The sequence below is a fragment of the Clostridium neonatale genome, from assembly GCF_900465025.1.
GTDB lineage: Bacteria > Bacillota > Clostridia > Clostridiales > Clostridiaceae > Clostridium > Clostridium neonatale.
This window is the reverse complement of sequence record NZ_UICR01000001.1, coordinates 2491401-2513140: the sequence shown is the minus strand read 5'-3', so window position 1 is coordinate 2513140 and position 21740 is coordinate 2491401. Positions and strand designations below refer to the sequence as shown.

At 26.7% G+C, this 21740-nt stretch carries 13 protein-coding genes and 1 pseudogene; 12 read left to right on the top strand and 2 right to left on the bottom strand.

All coding sequences use genetic code 11. From position 1 onward, the window contains the following. Positions 1 to 210: 210 nt before the first annotated feature. A complete protein-coding gene (locus CNEONATNEC86_RS11420) occupies positions 211 to 1428 on the bottom strand; it encodes an IS701 family transposase (RefSeq protein WP_159136039.1) in 1218 nt (405 codons plus the stop codon). 107 nt (positions 1429 to 1535) lie between these two features. Here CNEONATNEC86_RS11420 and CNEONATNEC86_RS11415 point away from each other — a divergent pair. From CNEONATNEC86_RS11415 to CNEONATNEC86_RS11380, 8 genes and pseudogenes are all read left to right on the top strand, one after another. Beyond that, positions 1536 to 3360, top strand: a pseudogene (locus CNEONATNEC86_RS11415) (S8 family peptidase). Continuing rightward, positions 3353 to 5071 carry a S8 family peptidase gene (locus CNEONATNEC86_RS11410; protein ID WP_159136038.1) on the top strand — a complete coding sequence of 573 codons (1719 nt, stop codon included), beginning with the start codon at positions 3353 to 3355 and terminating at the stop codon, positions 5069 to 5071. The pseudogene CNEONATNEC86_RS11415 and the gene CNEONATNEC86_RS11410 overlap by 8 nt, the downstream one beginning before the upstream one ends. A gap of 114 nt (positions 5072 to 5185) precedes the next feature. Beyond that, on the top strand, positions 5186 to 7633 hold the full coding sequence (gene recQ / locus CNEONATNEC86_RS11405; protein WP_159136037.1) for a DNA helicase RecQ: 2448 nt from the start codon (positions 5186 to 5188) through the stop codon (positions 7631 to 7633). Positions 7634 to 7722: 89 nt separating this feature from the next. Further along, on the top strand, positions 7723 to 8226 hold the full coding sequence (locus tag CNEONATNEC86_RS11400) for a J domain-containing protein (RefSeq protein ID WP_058295185.1): 504 nt from the start codon (positions 7723 to 7725) through the stop codon (positions 8224 to 8226). Between the two features lie 180 nt (positions 8227 to 8406). Next, positions 8407 to 11574 carry a DEAD/DEAH box helicase gene (locus tag CNEONATNEC86_RS11395; RefSeq protein WP_159136036.1) on the top strand — a complete coding sequence of 1056 codons (3168 nt, stop codon included), beginning with the start codon at positions 8407 to 8409 and terminating at the stop codon, positions 11572 to 11574. Positions 11575 to 11800: 226 nt separating this feature from the next. Continuing rightward, a complete protein-coding gene (gene sigI / locus CNEONATNEC86_RS11390; RefSeq protein ID WP_058295187.1) occupies positions 11801 to 12466 on the top strand; it encodes an RNA polymerase sigma factor SigI in 666 nt (221 codons plus the stop codon). Between the two features lie 8 nt (positions 12467 to 12474). Continuing rightward, the gene (locus CNEONATNEC86_RS11385; protein ID WP_125150077.1) at positions 12475 to 13641 is read left to right on the top strand and encodes an anti-sigma factor domain-containing protein; all 1167 of its coding nucleotides are present in this window, start codon (positions 12475 to 12477) and stop codon (positions 13639 to 13641) included. A 179-nt stretch (positions 13642 to 13820) separates the two neighbouring features. Next, on the top strand, positions 13821 to 15605 hold the full coding sequence (locus CNEONATNEC86_RS11380) for a bifunctional homocysteine S-methyltransferase/methylenetetrahydrofolate reductase (RefSeq protein WP_159136079.1): 1785 nt from the start codon (positions 13821 to 13823) through the stop codon (positions 15603 to 15605). A gap of 107 nt (positions 15606 to 15712) precedes the next feature. On the opposite strand, the gene CNEONATNEC86_RS11375 is transcribed toward CNEONATNEC86_RS11380, so the two are convergent. After that, positions 15713 to 16573, bottom strand: coding sequence for a DMT family transporter (locus CNEONATNEC86_RS11375; protein ID WP_159136035.1), 861 nt, complete (start codon positions 16571 to 16573; stop codon positions 15713 to 15715). 382 nt (positions 16574 to 16955) lie between these two features. On the opposite strand from CNEONATNEC86_RS11375, the gene CNEONATNEC86_RS11370 reads away from it, so the two are divergent. From CNEONATNEC86_RS11370 to pfkB, 4 genes are all read left to right on the top strand, one after another. Continuing rightward, the gene (locus CNEONATNEC86_RS11370; RefSeq protein ID WP_159136034.1) at positions 16956 to 18830 is read left to right on the top strand and encodes a PTS fructose transporter subunit IIABC; all 1875 of its coding nucleotides are present in this window, start codon (positions 16956 to 16958) and stop codon (positions 18828 to 18830) included. A 195-nt stretch (positions 18831 to 19025) separates the two neighbouring features. Next, positions 19026 to 19883: a pyridoxamine kinase gene (locus CNEONATNEC86_RS11365; RefSeq protein ID WP_159116313.1), complete on the top strand. Its 858-nt coding sequence runs from the start codon at positions 19026 to 19028 to the stop codon at positions 19881 to 19883. Between the two features lie 95 nt (positions 19884 to 19978). Beyond that, the gene (locus tag CNEONATNEC86_RS11360; RefSeq protein ID WP_058295192.1) at positions 19979 to 20722 is read left to right on the top strand and encodes a DeoR/GlpR family DNA-binding transcription regulator; all 744 of its coding nucleotides are present in this window, start codon (positions 19979 to 19981) and stop codon (positions 20720 to 20722) included. Position 20723: 1 nt separating this feature from the next. Continuing rightward, positions 20724 to 21629, top strand: coding sequence for a 1-phosphofructokinase (gene pfkB / locus CNEONATNEC86_RS11355; RefSeq protein ID WP_159136033.1), 906 nt, complete (start codon positions 20724 to 20726; stop codon positions 21627 to 21629). The last annotated feature ends 111 nt before the right edge of the window (positions 21630 to 21740 follow it).

Genomic DNA, 21740 nt, shown 5'->3' with positions numbered 1-21740 from the left:
ATTAAGAGAAATACTTTTAGGTTAATTTATATTAATTCTAAAAGTATTTCGTTTATACGGATAAGTTATTAAAATGAAAAGATATCATATAAATATAGTAATTAATAATATGTTTAGGTGGTTTTATGAATGATATTTCAAAAAATCAATTATATTATGACGAAAATTCATTTAACTATTTACTAGACTTGTGCAGTAAATAGGAAAAATTTAAGCTACTAGTCCTAATTTGGCAATAGTAGACTGTAAATCAATCCCGTTATCTGCACATTCATGTGCAAAAGAAACTATTTTTACCAAATAGTTGTTTCGGAAGTGTAATATTACATCTCCAATATTTTTAAATTTATATAATTTCCCACATTTGACTCTGAAAATCTCAAGAAAAGTATACGTTAAAAATATCATGCTCCAATATCTATGTATTGATTTTAAAGATTGAATTTGAAATTCATCAAAACCAAGAGCTGTTTTATGATATCTATAACTTACTTCAATATCCCAACGCTTTTCGTAATATGAAATTATGGTTTTATTATCGAGTGAAACATCCGTACTTATAATGAATGCTGGATTATCAGATAAATCGTTTTTAGTCCAGCTTATAAGTACAACTACATTCTCAATATCATTAAGTTTTCCTTCATATCTATAAACATAGTACTTGTTATTACTAGCGGTAACTAAGCTAGTCTCATTAGTCCTAATGTATGAAGAAAACTTTTTGACATTTGTTTTAATGCCAGCCGGATATATTACTCTGTTAGATTTTATTCTGCCTATAGTGTGACAACCATTTATTAAACCGTGAAGCAAAATTTTTGCTGAAGTATACCATGAATCAACTAGTAAATAATTGTTTTTAGTTACAGGAGTGAATTCATTCATCAGTTCCATCGCAAGTTCATTTTTATCTAGAAATTTTTTAGATAATTTTTTACTCGATTCCTTTCGGTGATATTGTCTAAAATCTAAAGGTATAGAATAATCATTAATCTTATAATGCGATGTAACTAAGCAGTGTGACCATTTGGGTTTATTGCCATCAGCATGTGAATTGTGAAAATCTAAGCTTTCAATTTTTTTAGTTGAAGTATTTTTCTTAGTTAAGGTATCATCAATGATTAGGAATCCAACATCACTAGCTTCACAAGTGTTGGAAATTTCAGATATTGCATGAAATATGCGTTCTTGCGTAACATATTCATGATTCCATGAATATGAACTTAGAAACCTTGAACCAGTACTTCGATCTCTATTACATGTAATTTTATTATGAACAGATGAAATAGTTTTGCTTCCTTCTGTTACAATAATTCCAGATACTATATTTACCATATGATTCTTTATCGCAGAAGAATATGGCAGATTTAGCTCTGAAATATAGTTGATAATTGTTTCATTTTGGTTTAATATTGTTGTCAGCATATAAATCTCCTTAGATTTGGTTTCGCAACAATAAATCTAGCATGTTTGAGGTTTATATGCTACTTTTTTATTTAAAATTATACTGGTAAAATGTCAATAAAAATCCAATGGTAAATTTTCTTAAATTAATGCACAAGTCAAGTAACTATTTAGTTGAATATAGAGGAGATTTTAAAAAATCTATAGAAAAAATTAACTATGCAACAGGAGCTGCAATAACAAATACCATAGGAGTAATATCTGTACCAAAAAAATATTATAATAGATTATTACAAGATGTCCCAGAAATTATTTTTACGGATTTTAGAAATATGTTCGTATTACAAGAAGCTGTAGTTTCAGAAATAGATAATATAACGAAGGTTAAGATAAATCCATATTTGTCACTGACGGGAAAAGGCGTCCTAATTGGTATTGTTGATACTGGTATAGATTATCTTAATGAAGAATTCATAAGAGAAGATGGAACGTCAAGAATTTTAAGTATATGGGATCAAAATATACGTGACAATAGTGATGAAAATATGTACATTGGAAAAATTTATACTAAGGAAAAAATCAGTATGGCAATTGAAGAATATAGAAAAGATAATGATCCGTATAAAATTGTACCTACAAAAGATGAAGTGGGTCATGGAACTAAAATAGCAGGAATAATAGGTGCAAGGGGATATAATGAAAGCGTGGAGGGAGTAGCAAAAGATTGTGATTTTGTTATAGTTAAATTATTAGAATCTCAAGAATCAAAAAAGATACTAAGAGAAAATGGAATTAATAATATTCCTGTATATAATAATTCTTAGTTACTTACTGGTATAGAGTATTTAAAAAATTATGCTCTAAAAGAAAATAGACCAATGATTATTTGCTTATGCATTGGGACAACAGAAGGTAGTCATGATGGAAATAATCTGATATCTAGATATATAACGTCTATAGCTACAATAAGGGGACTAGTAATAGTAGCTGGTGTTGGAAATGAAGGTAGTTCTGCAGGACATGTATCTGGAAATATAAATGATATAGAAGAAGTAAAAAAAAATAGAATTAAAGGTATCCAAAGATATGAAAAATTTCTCGTTTAATATTTGGGTGCAAAAACCTAATAGAATTACGGCAAGCATAATTTCTCCTAATGGAGAAGATTCAAAATTCATAAATCCAAGTATTAATAACATTAATATAATCAAGTCAAAAAAAATAAAATATGTTTTTACAAATACAGATATGTCAGTCAATTATTATACACCTGAGCATTTCACTGGGCACCAAGTTGTAAGCATTTCCTTTAAAAACATAAAAGCTGGCATATGGAAGATTATTTTAAAAACGGAATTCAAATCAGATGGAAGATATGATATATGGCTGCAACCTAATAATACGTTGCCAGAAGGCACAATGTTTCTTGAGCCTGATCCTGAAATAACATTAACGATTCCTTCAACTGCGAGGAAAGTAATTACTGTAGCATATAGCAGAAGTGATAAAAATATTCTAGTATCAGAGTCTGGAAGAGGTTTTAATTCTAATAATTTGATTAATCCAGATATTGTTTCTGAAGGAATTAATATAAAAACAACAGGATTATCTAATAGTATAACAACATTATCAGGAAGCTCTGCTGCTACTGCGATTGTTGCAGGAGCATGTGCTTTGCTTTTACAATGGGGAGTAATAGATGGAAATGATATAACGATGTATTCTATAAAAATTAGAAGCTATTTTATCTATGGAGCTAGGAGGGATGCTCTTTATAAATATCCTAATAAAGAATTAGGATATGGTAATTTAGATTTACTAGGAGTATTCAATGTACTCAGCAAATCATATAGAAATTATCATGTGAAAATTTCACATGATAATTATGAAGAATTTTATATAAATAATTTATTTATAAGAATTCTATGTGGAGGTAAAGAGTATAATGAATAATAATATTGAAGAATCATTAAATATTTTTAGGGATATTAATTATAGCCATTATATAGTTCAATATCAAGGGGATATTGAATATGAAATTTCTAAAAAATCAGGATACTATGTTACTTTAATTAATGATAAATTTGCAATTGTATCAATGCCTTTATCTTCAAAATTATTTGTTGGAGATAAAGATTTAAAATCAATAGTATATATTAAATCGCCAGAAAGATATACGCTTCAGCAGATGTCTCCAATTGAATCAGCTCAAATCAGACCATTACAATTGGAATCACCACTAAATCTAACAGGAAAAGATGTTATAGTAGCTATGTTAGATACAGGAATTGACTATTTAAATGAAGAGTTTATGGATTCTCATGGTAATACAAGAATTGAATGCATATGGGATCAAAATATTCTAAGCCAAAGCAATGGTATTAATAATGAAGTGACTTTTGGGCAGGTATATAGCAAAGAAAAAATTCAAGAAGCTATTACAGCATTTAGAAATGGACAATCACCCTATGATATTGTACCAACTATAGACGAAATAGGACACGGAACAAGCATGGCTGGAATAATAGGAGCTTCTGGGAAAAATCATGAATTAAAGGGCGTAGCAAGCGATTGTAGTTTAATTTCAATAAAACTTATAGAAGATTATGAATACAAAAATAAATATAATATAAGAATTCCAATCTTTAACATTACAGCGATTTTTTCAGCATTGGAATTCTTGTATAGATATGCACTAAAAAATAATAAGCCGATGGTTATTTATTTTCCGTTAGGCACCAATTCAGGAAATCACAAAGGTAATGGTATTTTAGAGGAGTATATAGAGTCGATTTCAGCTAATAGTGGTATAGTAATAGTTACTGGAACAGGTAATGAAAGAGAAAAAAGAAGGCATGCATCTGGAGTTATAGATAAAGAAGGTGGAATGAGCTTGATCGATTTAGAAATCTCTCCAGAGCAAAAACATTTATGGGTTGAAATATGGGCAGATGCACCGAATATATTTTCTATAGATATTTTATCTCCATCTGGAGAAAATACAGGAATTATAGAAGCTGCAATTAATTCAACAGATTTTCATACATTTATTTTTGAAGAAACATCAATAATTGTAAAAACATATTTGCCAGAAGAAAATACAGGTGACGAATTAATATGCATAAATTTTTATAATTTGCAACCAGGAATATGGAAACTTAGAATTATTGGAAATATGATATTAGATGGAAAATTCAATGTCTGGATTCCACAAGAAGGAATATCTTTAGGAGATACACATTTGAGTCCTTCAGATCCATATGGAACTTTAATGAACCCAAGCAGTTCAGACTATATAGTTGCTGTAGCAGCATATAATCAAAACAATAATAATGTTTTGGCATATTCTGGAATGGCATTTGTTGATAATTATAAAAATATAATAGATGTAGCAGCTGGAGGTGTAAATACATTAGCAGTTGCACCAAACAATAAAACAAGCATTGTTAATGGAACTAGTGTTGCAGCTGCAATAGTATCAGGAGTATGTGCGATGTTATTTGAATGGGGAATTATTAATAAAAATGATCCATATATATATTCACAAAGTATAAAGACATATTTATCAAGGGGGACTAATAAAAGAATTGGAGATATATATCCGAATCCACAATGGGGATATGGAATGATCAATGTTTTAAAAATGTTTGAGAATATGACATAGAATATTATTTTATAATTTTATTGTTTTGGTTATAATAAAGGGTATAGTAAATAACAAATTATTATGTGTAATTAAATAGATATTTATACATTTTTATAAGGAGCAATATTTTTAATGAATAATAAAGCGTTAGAAGTTTTAGAAAAGTACTTTGGATATAAATCATTTAGAAAAGGACAGGAGCAGATAATTGCAGCAATACTTGAAGATAATGATTTACTTGGAGTAATGCCTACAGGCGGTGGTAAATCAATATGTTATCAGATACCTGCCCTTGTTTTTGAAGGAATGACTATTGTAATATCTCCACTTATTTCTTTAATGAAAGATCAAGTAGATACATTAAAGGAAATGGGAATAGACGGTGAATATATAAATAGTACACTTTCTGAGAGTGAAGAAACAGAAATATATAATAAGATTAAAAGTAGCCAAATAAAAATACTTTATGTTGCACCAGAAAGATTAGAATCAATGGAATTTTTAAGCGTGATTTCAGAATGTAGTATCTCGCAAATTGCTATTGATGAAGCACATTGTATTTCTCAGTGGGGGCATGATTTTAGAAGCAGCTATAGAAAAATATATGGATTTATATCATTATTAAAAGAGCGACCTGTTGTAACTGCTTTTACTGCAACAGCATCAGATGAAGTACGCGAAGACATAATTAATTTACTTAAATTAAATAATCCTAAAATATTTATAACAGGCTTTGATAGAGAAAACTTATATATAAATATAATAAAGGGAGAAAATAAAAATAAGTTTTTATATAAGTATATAGAAAATAATAAAGATGTATCTGGAATTATATATGCTGCAACAAGAAAAGAAGTAGAGAAAATATACGAGGATTTATGTAAAAGAGATTTTAATATATCATATTATCATGGTGGATTAAGTGATGAAAAAAGAAGAGAAAACCAAGAAAGCTTTATTTATGATAGAACTAATATAATGGTAGCTACAAATGCTTTTGGTATGGGAATAGATAAACCAAATATAAGATATGTAATTCATTATAATATGCCAAGAAATATAGAAAGTTATTATCAGGAAATAGGAAGAGCAGGAAGAGATGGTGAAAAGTCTGAATGTATACTTTTATATTCACCACAGGACGTTCATATACAAAGATATTTAATAGAAAATTCAATTGAAAATCCTGAAAGAAAAAATATGCAGTATAAAAAGCTTCATCAAATGAATGATTTAGTATTCAGTAATGATTGTTATAGAAAATATTTGTTATCATATTTTGGCGAAGAACCAAATGAGAATTGCAATAACTGTAGTAATTGTCTAAGTGAAGGTGAAGTTGTAGATAAAACTACTGATGCACAAAAGGTGCTTTCATGTATATATAGAATGAAAACAAAATTTGGTGCTACAATTCTTGTAGATGTATTAAGAGGGTCAAAGAATAAAAAAGTTTTAGATTTGAAATTTAACGAATTATCCACTTATGGAATAATGAAGGACTATTCAAGTGAAGAATTAAAAACATTTATAAATACTCTTATTTCGCATGGATTTATATCTGTTTTTGAAGGGACTTATCCTGTTCTTGGATTAAATGATATGTCTAGAAAAGTTCTTGTTGGAGAGCAAAAAGTATTATTTAAAGAAATTAAGGTATCAAAGAAATTAAGTGAAGATAATGAATTGTTTGAATTATTAAGAAGACTTAGATTTAACTTAGCAAGTGAGCATAATGTACCACCATATGTTATTTTTGGTGATGCAACTTTACGTGAAATGGCTTCTAAATATCCAAGTAGTAGAGAACAGATGCTTGAAATTACAGGGGTTGGTGGAACTAAATATGAAAGATACGGAAATGAATTTGAAAATTTAATTAAAGAATATGTTATTGACAATAATATAAAACTTGAAAATGAGAATGATAAAAGTAGTGATGAAAAAATAAAAAATCATGAAAGTGATATATTAGAAGTTCAAACAGATATAGATTTATATAAAAGCTTAAGAAGTATAAGAAATGATTTAGCTAAAAAAGCTAATACATTACCACAAGCAATTTTGAGTATGAATACTCTAAAAGAAATTAGTGGAAGGTATCCAAAAACATTAGATGAGCTAAAAGATATATCAGGAATCGGTCCTAAAAAAATAGAGTCATATGGGGAGATAATAATCAATGAAGTTAATAATTATATATTAAAGAATAATATAGATGCTGTTTGGCAGGAGAAAAAAAGAAAGAAAGTAATAATAGATAATGAAACTAGAAAAGTAGATGAAATCGCAATAGACATGTTAAAAAATAATATAAAAATAGATGAAGTGTCAAAAGAAATTGAAGTTTCAATTTCTACAATTTTAGGATATGTTACAGATTATATTAAAGAATTTGGTGAAAATGGTTTTAATATAAATTTAAATGATTTTTATAATGAAGAGGAAGAAGAAACTATATTAAAGGCAATAAATAAAGTGGGATATGAAAAAATAAGTTTAATTAAAAAAGAATTACCAGATTGTATTAAATATGAGGCGATAAGAGCTGTTATATTAAAAGAATTTTTTAAAGCCTAGATATTTGTGAAGGAATTTATAAGGAATAATATTAAGTTTTTTAAATATAATTATAGTGTATATAAATATATAAGAGGTGTATTTAAACTTTGGATCCATATCAAATTTTAGGTATAGATAGTAATGCATCAGAAGAAGAAATTCAAGCTAGATATCAAGCACTAATAGAGGAATATACAAAAAATCAAGATGAAACTACTCAGGAAAAAATAAAGCTTTTAAATTCAGCTTATGATATTCTTATAAACAAGGATATATATAAAGAAGTAAGAGCCTTCATAGAACATAAAAATTTTGCTGCGGCAGAAGCAAAGTTGAACTTATTATCTGATAGAAACAGTGCAGAATGGAACTATCTTCAAGGATTTGTTGCTGTACAAAAGGGATGGTTTGAATCTGGTCTTAATTATTTAAAAAGATCAGTAGAGATTGATCCAAATAATATTGAATATATGAATAGCCTAAATACCCTTCAAGCAAGAGTGCTTGATTATGCTTCTAGATATGCTCAAAAAGGCGTAAAACCACAATCTCAAAATAATATGAATGGTTGTGGTGGGGGGAATAATGGTGGTAATGGCGGAATGTGCTAATAATTAAATTTTATAATAAAGTATCATTGAAATTACGAAAGTATGTTTAATGATACTTTATTTATTGCAATTTATAATATTGTAATTTAATTAATTGTAAATTATAAATACTAAATGATATAATTAATTTTTAAAGTAAAGAGATTGGAATAATATTAAATACAAAAGGATGGTGAATTAATGAAATTATCAAAATTTGAAGAACTTATAATAAATAATTCTTCAAAATATAGCATTGAAAAAGGTAAGGAACTTTTGAAAAATAAAGAATTACTCAAATTAAACGTTCATAAAAATGATTATATTTATAATATATATGGTAGTTTTAAGAAAGAAAATATTAATGAATTTTTTAGTAGCCATCTAAAGATTGATACAAAAAATGAGAAAATAATTTCATGCAGATGTGGATGTGATTATTTTTTAGATATATCTAAAAATGATAAGAATATATATATATGTAAGCATTTATACGCAACAGGATTTAAATTTACAGAAGCAGCTAAAGCAAATCTAAAGAAAAAAAGTCCTGAAAACATTAAAAAAAATATTTTGAACAAGTTATATTATATTGATGAAATTAAAAATATTAATAACTCTGTAGAAAAAACTAAACTTACTCTAAGTATTAGTATTAAAGAAGTTGTTGAAACTAATGGAAAAAATTTTGATATAAGTTTGTATATAAACAATGAATATTCGTATCCAGTATTAAGTATTAATGAATGGTTAAATAGCTATTTTAATAAGGAAGAATATATAATAGGAAAGGGTCTTATCTATACATATAAAAAATATTATTTTTCTAAGGAAGATAAGGAGTTATTAGAATACTTATATGAATATTCCTGTGAATTTAATTCAAATAAAAGTACTGTAAGAGTATCAAATAAATTTTTAAGAAGGCTTTTTAGCAAGTTAATAGATAGAAAAGTTAAATTAATATTCAATTCAACTACATATTTGTGTAATATTAAAAAGTCTGATTTACCATTATTTTTTACTTTAAAGCAGATGAAGGATAAGTACATATTAACAACAAGAAAGAATCATCCAATTCCTTTAAATGATCGATTTGATGTGTTTATGTATGATAAAGATATTTATATACCATCATCAGAGCAAATAGAAATATATAAGGTTTTATTTAATGAGCTTAAAAATAAAAATGTGATAGAAATAAATAAGAATATATCTATAGAAGAGCTAAAAGATCTATTGGCATATTTGAATATTGCAGGTGAAAAAATAAATTTAGATAATAATATAATTGAAATTATAAATAAAAATACAGAAGTCATTTTATATTTTAAAAAACAATCAGATAGATATATATGTAATGCAGTATTAATTTGTGACCATGAAGAAGTTGATTATAAAACTGTTATTAATGATAGAAATTTATATGAGAAATATGGTAAAAAGCTTAGAATTATAGAAAGTGAATTAAATAAAAATAGATTTTATTATAGAAATGAAACATTTGAGTTTTTAGGTACAGATGATGAATACTACGATTTCTTAAAATATGGAATAAAAAATCTAAATAATATTGCTAAGATTAATATCTTAAATAATGATAATTTCTTTAACTTTAAAAAAATTGAGTTTAGTGATTTTAGCTTAAATATAAATAGAGATAATAAATATGATTTTTCATTTAAATTAGATAAAATAAATGAATATGATTTTAAAAATATTATAAAAGAATATAAAGATAGCAAGTCATATATAAAGTTAAGTGATGGCAGCTATATAGATTTAAATAATACAGAAATATCTAATATATTAGATATATTTAGCATACTGAATATAGAAAGTGAAAAATCTATTTTGGATATTAATAAATTGTATTATTTAAATGAAAAGATAAAAGATAATAAATCATTCTTAGAAGTAAGAAAGAATTTAGAGAATGTAATAAAAGAAATTACAGATATTGGTGAGCTGAAATTTACAATTCCAGATGATTTAAATGGAAACCTAAGAGGTTATCAGATGGAAGGCTATAAATGGTTTAAAAGCCTAAGTTATTTTAATTTGGGTGGAATTTTAGCAGATGAAATGGGACTTGGAAAGACAATTCAGACAATTACATTCTTACTGTCAGAGAAACTAAAAAAGTCTTTAGTAGTTGTACCGACTTCTTTAATATATAACTGGATATCAGAATTTAATAAATTTGCACCTGCTTTAAAAATAGGAATTGTTTATGGTGATGTTAAGGAAAGAAAAAAAATAATTCAAGATAGCGATAAATATAATATTTTAATTACTACTTATGGATTGTTAAAAAATGATATTGATGATTATAAAGAAATAAATTTTGAATATTTAATTTTAGATGAAGGACAAAATATCAATAATTATAAAACTCAAACTGCAAAAGTGGTAAGGGAAATTAATTCAAGTATTAGATTTGTATTAACAGGAACACCTATTGAAAATAATCTTATTGAATTATGGAGTATTTTTGATTTTATAATGCCTGGGTATTTATATTCAAAAGATGAATTTACAAGAAAATTTTTAAAAGATGATAAAAATATGCTAGAAGAGCTTAAGTTGCTAATAAGTCCATATATCTTAAAAAGAAACAAAAAAGATGTTTTAAAAGAATTGCCTGATAAAATTGAAAATAAAGTTCTAGTTACGCTTCCTAAAAAGCAAAAAGAATTATATGATTCACTGCTCTTAGAAATAAAAAATAAAATTAATAATGAAAGAGAAAAGGAAAATACGATTGAATTATTTTCATATTTAATGAAACTTAGACAAATGTGTTTAGATCCATCATTGATTTTGGAAAGTTATAGTGGCAATAATGGAAAGCTCAATGTTACTGAAGAGATTATAGAGAAAAATATAAATGAACATAAAATAGTTATTTTTTCGCAATTTACATCAATGCTTAAGAGAATAGAAGAGAAAATTAAATATAAAAACATTAATTATGTATACTTGGATGGATCAACATCTGCTAAAAAGCGTATAGAATTAGTTGAGCAGTTTAACAATGATGAAAACATAAGGATATTTTTAATTTCATTGAAAGCAGGGGGAACAGGTTTAAACTTAACTAGCTCAGATATAGTTATACATTTTGATCCTTGGTACAATCCAGGAGTACATGATCAAGCCAGTGATAGGGCACATAGGATAGGGCAAAAAAGAGTTGTTAATATATATAAACTAATTGCTAAAGATACAATTGAAGAAACTATATATTTAATGCAAGAATATAAGAAGAATTTGATAAATGAAGTATTGGAAAATGATGATATAACAGACAATGATGTATTAAATAGGCTAAGTAATGAACAGATAATTAATATTATTTTAAGGTAATAATTCTTAATTTATTCATGAAAATATGTTAGTATAAATGTATATAATTAAAAATTAACGAAAAATACTATTGCAGTATAATTAATTTAGGTAAAGCTGTAGAAAAAAGGGTATTTTAATTTTTATACATAGGAGAAACGTATTTTTTTCTTAAATTTTTTTAAGAAAAGTACCCAAAATAAGTTTATCCTATGTATATTATATTGAACGGGAAAGGAGCCAAGATATGCTCGAATGTGTCTTAAAAGATTTAAATATGGGTGAATATTCTGATATTGATTCTCTTATTGAAAAACATATGCCTTTTATAATAAAGAGTATTTCGGATACTACAGGAAGATATGTTTCGTGCGAGAATGATGAGGAAATTAGTATTGGATTGCTTGCATTTAATGAAGCTATAGAGAGATATGACAATGATAAAGGACATTTTTTATCCTTTGCAAAACTCGTTATTTCAAGTAGAATAAAAAACTACTTAAAAAGCGAAAATAAACATCAACATTCTTCTTTTGAAGATTTAGTTGAAAAAGGTTTAGATATTAAGGACGAGTATATTGAGCAAGAGGAAGAAAATGAATTGTTAGTTGACGAGATAACAAGATTTAAAGAAGAAATAAGCTCCTTTGGTTTTAGTTTGGAAGATTTAGTTGAAGAAGCACCTAAACAACAAGCTACAAGAATTAATGCAATCAATTTATCAGAGCAGATAAGTGATGATGAAGAATTTCTTACTTTCATGTATGAAAAAAAGAGACTTCCAATAAAAAGAATAGTATTAAAATATTCTGTTACGGAAAAAGTAATAAAAAGAAGTAAAAAATTTATTATTTCTGTTGTGATAATAATTGATAAGAATTTCAGAATGCTGAGAAACTGGATAAGGAAGTAGGTGATAAAATGAATAAAGGTATAATAATGGAAGTAAAACAGAATTACGCGATTATTATGAATGACGATGGTCATATGGACAAAATATCTAAAAAGAAGAATATGGCTATAGGACAAAAAATATTTTATTTTGAAGAAGATATTATAAGAACGAATAATATACGAAATATTAGAAGTAATTCATTTATGAAAACAATCGGATCAATAGCTGCATTATTCTTAATAGCATTTACTTTCTTTTATCAGTTATCATATAAAGAAGCAGCGTATGCAGTTGTTAGTTTAGATATAAATCCTAGTATACAAATAGAAGTTGATAATAATAAAACAATCCTTAAAGTTGAAGGAATGAATGATGACGGAAAAAATATTAATTTTAAGGAGTTAAAAGGTTTAAATATTAATGAGGGTATACAAAAAATAAAGAATATATTGGTAGAAAAGAATTATCTAAAAGAAAATAGAGATGTTTTGGTTGCATTTGCATTAGTAAATGAGGATGAAAATACAGATTATGAAGAATCAGTTTTTGGAACTATAAAATCTACATTTAAATCTGAAAAGGTTACTTACGTAAAAGGTAAAAAAGAAGATGTTGAAGAAGCAAAGAGTGCAGGAATAAGCTTAGGAAGATATGAAGTTTTACAAGTTGCAGATGAAGATGCAAAAAAGGAAATTGATAAAGCACCAGTAAAAGAAATTACTGAACTTATAAAAGATAAGGAAAATGTAATTCAATGGGGCGATGATGAAGATAGTGAAAAAGTTAAGGTTCCAGGATCTGAGGTAGTTGATAAAGTGGAAAATAATACCGCTAATACAGATAATAATTCAAATAATACTAATGGTTCGAATAACAACAATGATGGAATTAAGAAACCTGTAATTAATGGTGCAGTTGACTCTAGTAGTAACGCGAATACAAATAATAATAATAATAATAATTCAGGTACTCAAAAGCCTGAAGATGATATTATAATAGAAGTACCACCGGAAAATAAGGTGCCAGAAGAAACTGTACCACCTAATAAAGAAGAAACTATTCCAGAAAAGGAACCAGCAAAACCAAGTGGAAATGACAATCCATCTGAGAATGAAGATAATAGTAATGATTCAGGAAATGATAATAAAAACCAAGAAAATGATAAGCTTCCTGTTCAAGGTGAAACTAAATAGTAGAAATTTATAAATAAGTTCAATATTATTATTGGGAAAGAATAATTAATGGACGAATTTGAAATAGGCTGATTTTTAATCAGCCTATTTTTTGGTACAAGTATACATTGAGAAAAATTTATAGTATAATAACCAAAAGATTAAATTATAAGTACAAAGAATTGGGGAGACTTACAATGATGATTGATGAATATTTAAAAAATAGGGTATTGGTTTCTGATGGGGCTATGGGAACATATTATTCAGAAATTAGTGGAAATGATATTTCATACTGTGAATTTGCAAATTTAAATGATAAAAATACAATAAAGAAAATACATTCAAAATATATTGAAGCTGGGGCTAAATTAATAAGAACAAATACTTTTTCTGCTAATATTTATGATTTAAGTGTTACACATAAAGCTCTAAAAGAAATTATACATTCTGGAATAGATATAGCAAAAGAAGCTACTTATAACAAGGATATATTTATAGGTGGAAGTATAGGACCAATAAGGAAAGAAAATAGCTTAGATGAATTTGATGAAGAAATATTAGATGAATATAAATTTATTGTTGATTGCTTTTTAGAAAAAAAGATTGATATTTTTATTTTTGAAACATTTAGTAACTATACATACTTAGATGAAATAAGCAAATATATAAAAGAAAAAAATAATGAAACATTTATATTAACTTCTTTTGCATTTAAGCCAGATGGATTTACAAGAGATGGATTAAGTGTATCAAAAGTATTAAGTTATCTTGAAAATATAAATGAAATTGATGGTTATGGTTTTAATTGTGGATCAGGTCCAAGCCATTTGTGCGAAATAGTAAAAAAATCAGCAATAAATAATAAAATAATAGCAGTATTACCTAATGCAGGATTTCCAGAAATAATTCATGAAAGAACTGTTTATCCTAATAATCCAGTATATTTTGCAAAGAAAGTTTCTGAATTAAAGAATTTTGGTGTATCGATTTTTGGAGGCTGTTGCGGAACAAATCCATCTTATGTAAAGGAACTATCATCATACATATCTGCTAGTAAATTAGGTGATAATATTAAAACAAATGTTGTTATAACTAATGAACATACGATTAAGCTAAAGAAAAATAAATTCAAACAAAATCTGGATGATGGAGAATTTGTAATAGCTATTGAGTTATCTCCTCCTTCAGATACTGAAATTTCTAAGGTTATAGAAGGCGCTAGATTATGTAAAGAAAATAATGTTGACTTAGTTACAGTTCCTGATTCTCCTATGTCAAGAGTTAGAGCAGATTCAGTAATAATGGCATCAAAAATTCAAAGGGAAATAGGAATAGATGCTATGCCTCATATTTGCTGCAGAGATAAGAATACTAATGCAATACGTTCTAGCCTTATTGGATCACATATTGAAAATATAAGGAATGTATTAGCTATAACTGGTGATCCAGTATCAGATGCAAGTAAAGTTCAGACTAAAAGTGTATTTAACTTAAATTCGTTTAAATTAATAGAACTTATAAATGATATGAATACAGAAGTTTTTAAAGAAGATGGTATGTTAATAGGTGGCGCATTAAACTTAAATGTGTTTAATAAAGAAGTTGAGTTTAATCGTATGATGAAAAAAATTGAAAAAGGAGCTGATTTTTTTCTGACTCAGCCAATATATGATGATGAAGCTATAGAATTTTTAAAAGTAATTAAACAAAGAGTTGATGTTAAAATATTAGCAGGGGTTCTTCCAATTGTAAGTTATAGAAATGCAATGTTCTTACATAATGAATTACCAGGTGTAACTATACCAGAAAAGTATATAAATATGTTTTCAGAAGATATGACAAAAGAAGAAGGACAATCTGTAGGAACAGAAATAGCAGTTGACATTGTTAAAAAACTAAAAGAGGTCAGCGATGGACTATATTTTATAGCGCCTTTTCATAGGGTTAGTATGTTAATTGATATTATTAAACAAATAAGAGATTAAACTTATTAAGTAAATAGTATTAATAGATAAAGTTTTGACACAACATATTACTTTAACTATAAATAAAAGTAATATGTTGTGTTACTTTTATTTTATATGATTTTTATTTATTTTTCATTTTTTTGAAAAATAAAATTAAAAATAGCACTAACAAAAATGATTATATATCCAATAAAAGAATATATATCTGGGATCTCATGGAATATTATAAGACCATATATGCCAGATATAATAAGACCTATGTAATCATAAATAGCAATACTTGATGCCGGTGAATTTTTGTAGGCAAGAGTTAGAAAAATTTGTCCAAATGCTATACATAATCCACCAAGAACCATATAGACTAAAGATGATTTATATGAATAACTTTCTACATTGAAAAACATAAAAGGAAAGCTTATAAGAGTTGCTAAAGCAATATTGTAAAAAATTATTGTATATGAATTTTCTTTATTGCCTATGATTCTGATCATAGTAAATGCCATTCCAGCAGAAGCTGCTGAGAATAAACCTATTAATGCTGGAAGAAATTCAAAAGAAAACTTAGGTTTTATAATAAATACAGCACCTATTAATGTAATAAATAAAAATAATATTTGTCTTTTATTTATCTTATCTTTACTTATAAATACTCCAAATATAGTTGCGAAAATAGGACCAAGTTTAGATAACATAGCAGAATCTGATAATATTAAATGTTCTATTGAGTAATATAAGCATATCAATGATGCAGTTCCGCATATTCCTCTAATTATTAAATTTTTTCTATTTTCTTTATTTCCAATAAAAGAAAGTCTGTTTTTAAAAATAATTATTGAAATTACAATAACAGCTGTAATATTTGCAACAAAAGCTTTTTGATATAAGCTGATATTTGTAGATAATTTGCTAAATAAGTTCATAGTAGTAAATAATATTGATGAAATTACTATGAATAATATTGATTTTATCTTATTGTTCAAGTTCAAAATAGTTCTCCTTATAATTATATTTTCTAAAGCTATATTAAGCTTCTCATTAATGCATTTTTTCGAATTTTAAGATTTAAAACTTATCTAATATAATATTGCCAATTTTATAAAAATTTATTTTAGATAAAGCGATTTGATAATATATGATTGAAAATGAATTTTATTGAATATTTATGAATGAAAATGATTGATTTATTTCTAAAAATAGGTTAATATATAAATATAATAAATTTAAATGTTTACATATAAGCTTTATATCTATAAAAATAGAAATGTGGTGATAAAAATATAAGTAAATTTTATTATGTATTATAATTAATTCTTACTAATGAAAAGGAAATTTGAAATTAAAAATTATTTATATAGGGGGAATTATAAAATGAAAATTATAGATTTACTTAAAAGTGATTGTATTAATTTGAATTTAAAAACTGTAAATAAAAATCAATGCATAGATAATTTGGTTGATTTGATGTATAAGACTGGAAACATAAAAGATAAGGAGATTTATAAAAAGTCTATTTTAGAAAGAGAAGCTTTAAGTACTACAGGCATAGGAGATGGGATTGCTATTCCTCATGGAAAAAGCAGCTCAGTAAAACAAGCAACTTTGATTGCAGCAGTATGTAGAGATGGAATAGATTACGATTCTCTTGACGGACAACCATCTAAATTATTTTTTATGATAGCAGTTCCTGAAAATGGTGATAATTTACATTTAGAAGTACTTGCACGATTATCTACTATACTTATGGATAATGATTTTAAGGAAAGTTTAATTAATAGTAGAAGTAATGATGAATTCTTAAGACTTATAGATAAAAAAGAAAAAGAAAAATATGGTCAAGAAAAAAATGAATATAGTAATTCTAATTATAGAATCTTAGCAGTAACAGCATGTCCTACAGGTATAGCTCATACTTATATGGCGGCAGAAGCTCTTGAAGAAAAGGCAAAGGAAAAGGGAATTTCTATTAAGGTAGAAACAAATGGTTCTGGTGGAGCTAAAAATGTTTTAAAAGCTCAGGAAATTAGAAATGCTGAATGTATTATTATTGCAGCAGATAAAAACGTTGATATGGCTAGATTTGATGGCAAAAAAGTTATTAAAACTTCAGTATCAAATGGTATACACAAAGCTTCGAATTTAATAGATGAAGCTATAAATGGAAAGATTAGTGTATATCATCATGATGGACAAGTTAGCTCAGGCGAAGATTCTATGCAAAATGAAAGTATAGGCCATCAAATATACAAGCACCTAATGAATGGTGTATCGCATATGCTTCCATTTGTAATTGGCGGTGGTATATTAATTGCTTTAGCGTTTCTTTTTGATGACTATAGTATAGATCCATCTAATTTTGGTATGAATACACCATTTGCAGCATTTCTAAAGACGGTTGGTGGACAAGCATTTGGATTTATGCTACCTATACTTGCAGGATATATAGCAATGAGTATAGGAGACAGACCAGCTCTTGCTGTTGGATTCGTAGGTGGAGCTCTTGCAAATGCAGGTGGTTCAGGATTCTTAGGAGCTCTTTTAGCAGGATTTGTTGCAGGATATTTAATAGTATTATTAAAAAAGATATTCAATAAATTACCTCAAAGTTTAGAAGGTATAAAGCCTGTATTATTATATCCTTTCTTTGGAATTTTAATTATTGGTGCTATAATCACATTTTTAATAAACCCTCCAGTAGGAGCGTTAAACACAATGCTATCTAATGGATTAAATTCTATGGGAAATACATCAAAGATATTATTAGGTGTAGTTTTAGGCGGAATGATGTCAGTTGATATGGGAGGCCCTGTAAATAAAGCAGCATATGTATTTGGTACTGCATCACTTGCTAGCGGAAACTTTGAAATCATGGCAGCTGTAATGGCAGGAGGAATGGTACCTCCACTTGCAATAGCTTTATGCACAACATTTTTTAAGAATAGATTTACCGAAAAAGAAAGACAATCAGGTCTTACAAATTATATAATGGGATTATCATTTATTTCAGAGGGGGCAATTCCATTTGCAGCATCTGATCCGTTAAGAGTATTACCATCTTGTATTATAGGATCAGCAGTAGCTGGAGGAATGTCTATGTTTTTGGGATGCGCACTTAGAGCACCTCATGGAGGAGTATTTGTAATACCAGTTGTAAGCAATCCATTTGGATATATTTGTGCCATAGTTTGTGGATCTATTATTGGAATGTTTATTTTAGCTATACTAAAAAAACCAATAAATAAATAATTATTTTAAAAGATATTAGATGAATAAACTCCATATTAGCTTGAAATATTTTTAAGTTAATATGGAGTTTTTGTTAATGTTTTGCTTGGACTTATAGAATATAAGCATTATTAATTGAAGTAAATATGCTTAAAGATTATAATCTTTATTATAGGAACATTTTACTAAAGAATGAATGTTAAAGGAGAATAATATATGAAAAAACCTATAAGCAGAATAGCAACAATACATGACTTATGTGGTGTAGGAAAAGCAGCACTTACAAATGTAATTCCTGTTTTATCAATTATGAAAATAGAAGTATGTCCTATTCCAACTATGATTTTAAGTACCCATACTGGTGGATTTGGAAGTCCAGAAATAATAAAATGTGATGGATATATAGAAAAAGCTTTTAATCATTATAAGAGTATAGATATGGACTTTGACGGAATATTCATTGGATATTTAGGGTCACTAGAAAATGTAAAAGCTACATTAAAATTTTTAAAAAGTAATGACATAGATAAGCAATTAGTAATACTAGATCCTATTTTTGGAGATAATGGATCTTATTATAAAAATTTTAATAAAGAATATTCAGATAGCTTAAAGGAATTGATTAAATATTCAAAAGTAATAACTCCTAATTATACTGAAAGCTGTATTTTATGTGATGAAATAATAAAAGAAAGTATAACAAATGACGATATATTAACACTTTCAAGAAAGTTATATAGTTTAGGGTGTAAAGATGTAATAATAACAAGTCTTCCATTAAAAGATAGAAAAAAGATAGGTACATCAATTTATTATGGAAAAGAAGATAGAATTACTTTGATTGAAAATGAAAGAATAGAAAAATCATATCCAGGTACTGGAGATTTGTTTACAGCAGTTCTAAGTGGATATTTAGTAAATAATGTATCTTTGCTTGAAGGTGTAGAACGTGCTTGTGAATTTGTATCTTATTGTATAAATAAAAGTAGTGAATATGATTATCCTACTAAAGAAGGAGTATTGCTTGAATATTGCTTAGAGGAATTATTTAAACACACTCATAAACATTCATAAATAATCAAAATAAAATAAAAGAATGAATGAAATTGAATGAAAATGATTGATTTTTATTTGGATACGAGTTATTATATAGACAAGGAGAGATAAAAATGTTTACAGAAGAAAGACATAATATCATACTTCGAGAATTAAAAATAAAAGGTATGATTTCAGTAAATGATTTAGTAAAGTTACTAAATACATCTGAATCTACTATAAGAAGAGATCTAAATGCTTTAGATAGTGAAGGTCTATTAAAAAAGATTCATGGTGGCGCAACTTTAGTTGGAGAAAAAGCTTCAAGACATGATTATAAGGTAAATGTTAGAAAATCTTTGAACCTAGATGAAAAAAGAAAAATAGCTATTCATGCAGCTTCACTTATTCAAGATGAAGATGTAATTTACATAGACGCAGGAACAACAACAGAACTTATAATAGAATTTATATCAAATACTAATATTACAGCAGTTACTAATGGAATAGTTCATGCAAAAAAGTTACTAGAAAAAAATATAAAAACATTTATCTTAGGTGGAGAAATAAAAGACGTTACTGAAGCAATTATTGGAAGCAATGCAGTTTTGGATCTTAAAAAATATAATTTTTCTAAAGGTTTTTTTGGTGCTAATGGTATAAGCAATGAAAATGGATATACTACACCAGATGTTACTGAAGGAATGGTAAAAGCTGAGGCCTTAAGACGTTGCAAAAAGGCTTATGTATTAGCAGATGAGTCAAAACTAGATCAAGTTAGTTTTGTTACATTTGGAAATATAGAAGATGCAACGCTAATAACAAATAAGTTAAATGGAAATACTAAATATGATACAAATGTAATAGGAGTGATATGAATTGATTAACACAATAACTTTAAATCCATCTTTAGACTATATTGTAAAGGTCGATAACTTTAAAGTTGATGCAGTAAATAGAAGCAATGAAGAACAAATATATCCAGGTGGGAAGGGAATTAATGTTTCAATAGTCCTTAATAATCTAGGTGTAAAAAATACTGCATTAGGATTTATTGCAGGATTTACAGGTGATGAAATACTAAGAAGAATTAAGGACCATGGCGTTGACTGTGATTTTATAAAAGTAAAATCTGGATTATCAAGAATAAATGTTAAGCTTAAGAGCAATGAAGAAACAGAAATAAATGGTTCTGGCCCAAGGATTTCAGAAAGTGATTTAGAATTATTATTTGAAAAAATTAGTCATCTAAAAAAAGGAGATTATCTAGTTTTATCAGGAAGTATACCATCTAGTGTACCGAATGATATATATGAAAGTATAATGAAGAGACTTTTAGATAAAGAAGTAGAATTTGTTGTAGATGCTACTAAAGATTTATTATTAAAGGTATTAAAATATAAACCGTTCTTAATAAAACCAAATCATCATGAACTTGCGGAATTATTTAATGTAACATTAAATGATGATAACGACATAATAAAATATGGTAAAAGACTTCAAGAAATGGGAGCAAAGAATGTTATTATTTCTATGGCTGGTGACGGTGCAATATTAATACCTGAGAATGGTGATCCTATAAAAAGAGAGGTACCAAAAGGAATACTTAAAAACTCAGTAGGTGCCGGAGATTCAATGGTTGCTGGATTTATTTCTGGTTACTTAAAAAATAATGATATAAATGAAGCCTTTAAAATGGGAATAGCAACAGGTAGTGCAAGTGCTTTTTCAGAAGAATTAGCAACTAAAGATGAAGTTATAAATTTATTAGAGCAAATGAATTAAAAATATAATTTTTATTACTTATAAAATTATATTGAATAATCACAACAATTAATATATACATAGTATTTTTTTTATAATATAAATTATACAAAAGATAGTACCAATAGAGGA

Bases quoted from the DNA above. Each gene is read 5' to 3' on its own strand.
- CNEONATNEC86_RS11420 (WP_159136039.1), bottom strand. From the start codon at position 1,428: ATGCTGACAACAATATTAAACCAAAATGAAACAATTATCAACTATATT.
- CNEONATNEC86_RS11410 (WP_159136038.1), top strand. From the start codon at position 3,353: ATGAATAATAATATTGAAGAATCATTAAATATTTTTAGGGATATTAAT.
- recQ (WP_159136037.1), top strand. From the start codon at position 5,186: ATGAATAATAAAGCGTTAGAAGTTTTAGAAAAGTACTTTGGATATAAA.
- CNEONATNEC86_RS11395 (WP_159136036.1), top strand. From the start codon at position 8,407: ATGAAATTATCAAAATTTGAAGAACTTATAATAAATAATTCTTCAAAA.
- sigI (WP_058295187.1), top strand. From the start codon at position 11,801: ATGCTCGAATGTGTCTTAAAAGATTTAAATATGGGTGAATATTCTGAT.
- CNEONATNEC86_RS11385 (WP_125150077.1), top strand. From the start codon at position 12,475: ATGAATAAAGGTATAATAATGGAAGTAAAACAGAATTACGCGATTATT.
- CNEONATNEC86_RS11380 (WP_159136079.1), top strand. From the start codon at position 13,821: ATGATTGATGAATATTTAAAAAATAGGGTATTGGTTTCTGATGGGGCT.
- CNEONATNEC86_RS11370 (WP_159136034.1), top strand. From the start codon at position 16,956: ATGAAAATTATAGATTTACTTAAAAGTGATTGTATTAATTTGAATTTA.
- CNEONATNEC86_RS11365 (WP_159116313.1), top strand. From the start codon at position 19,026: ATGAAAAAACCTATAAGCAGAATAGCAACAATACATGACTTATGTGGT.
- CNEONATNEC86_RS11360 (WP_058295192.1), top strand. From the start codon at position 19,979: ATGTTTACAGAAGAAAGACATAATATCATACTTCGAGAATTAAAAATA.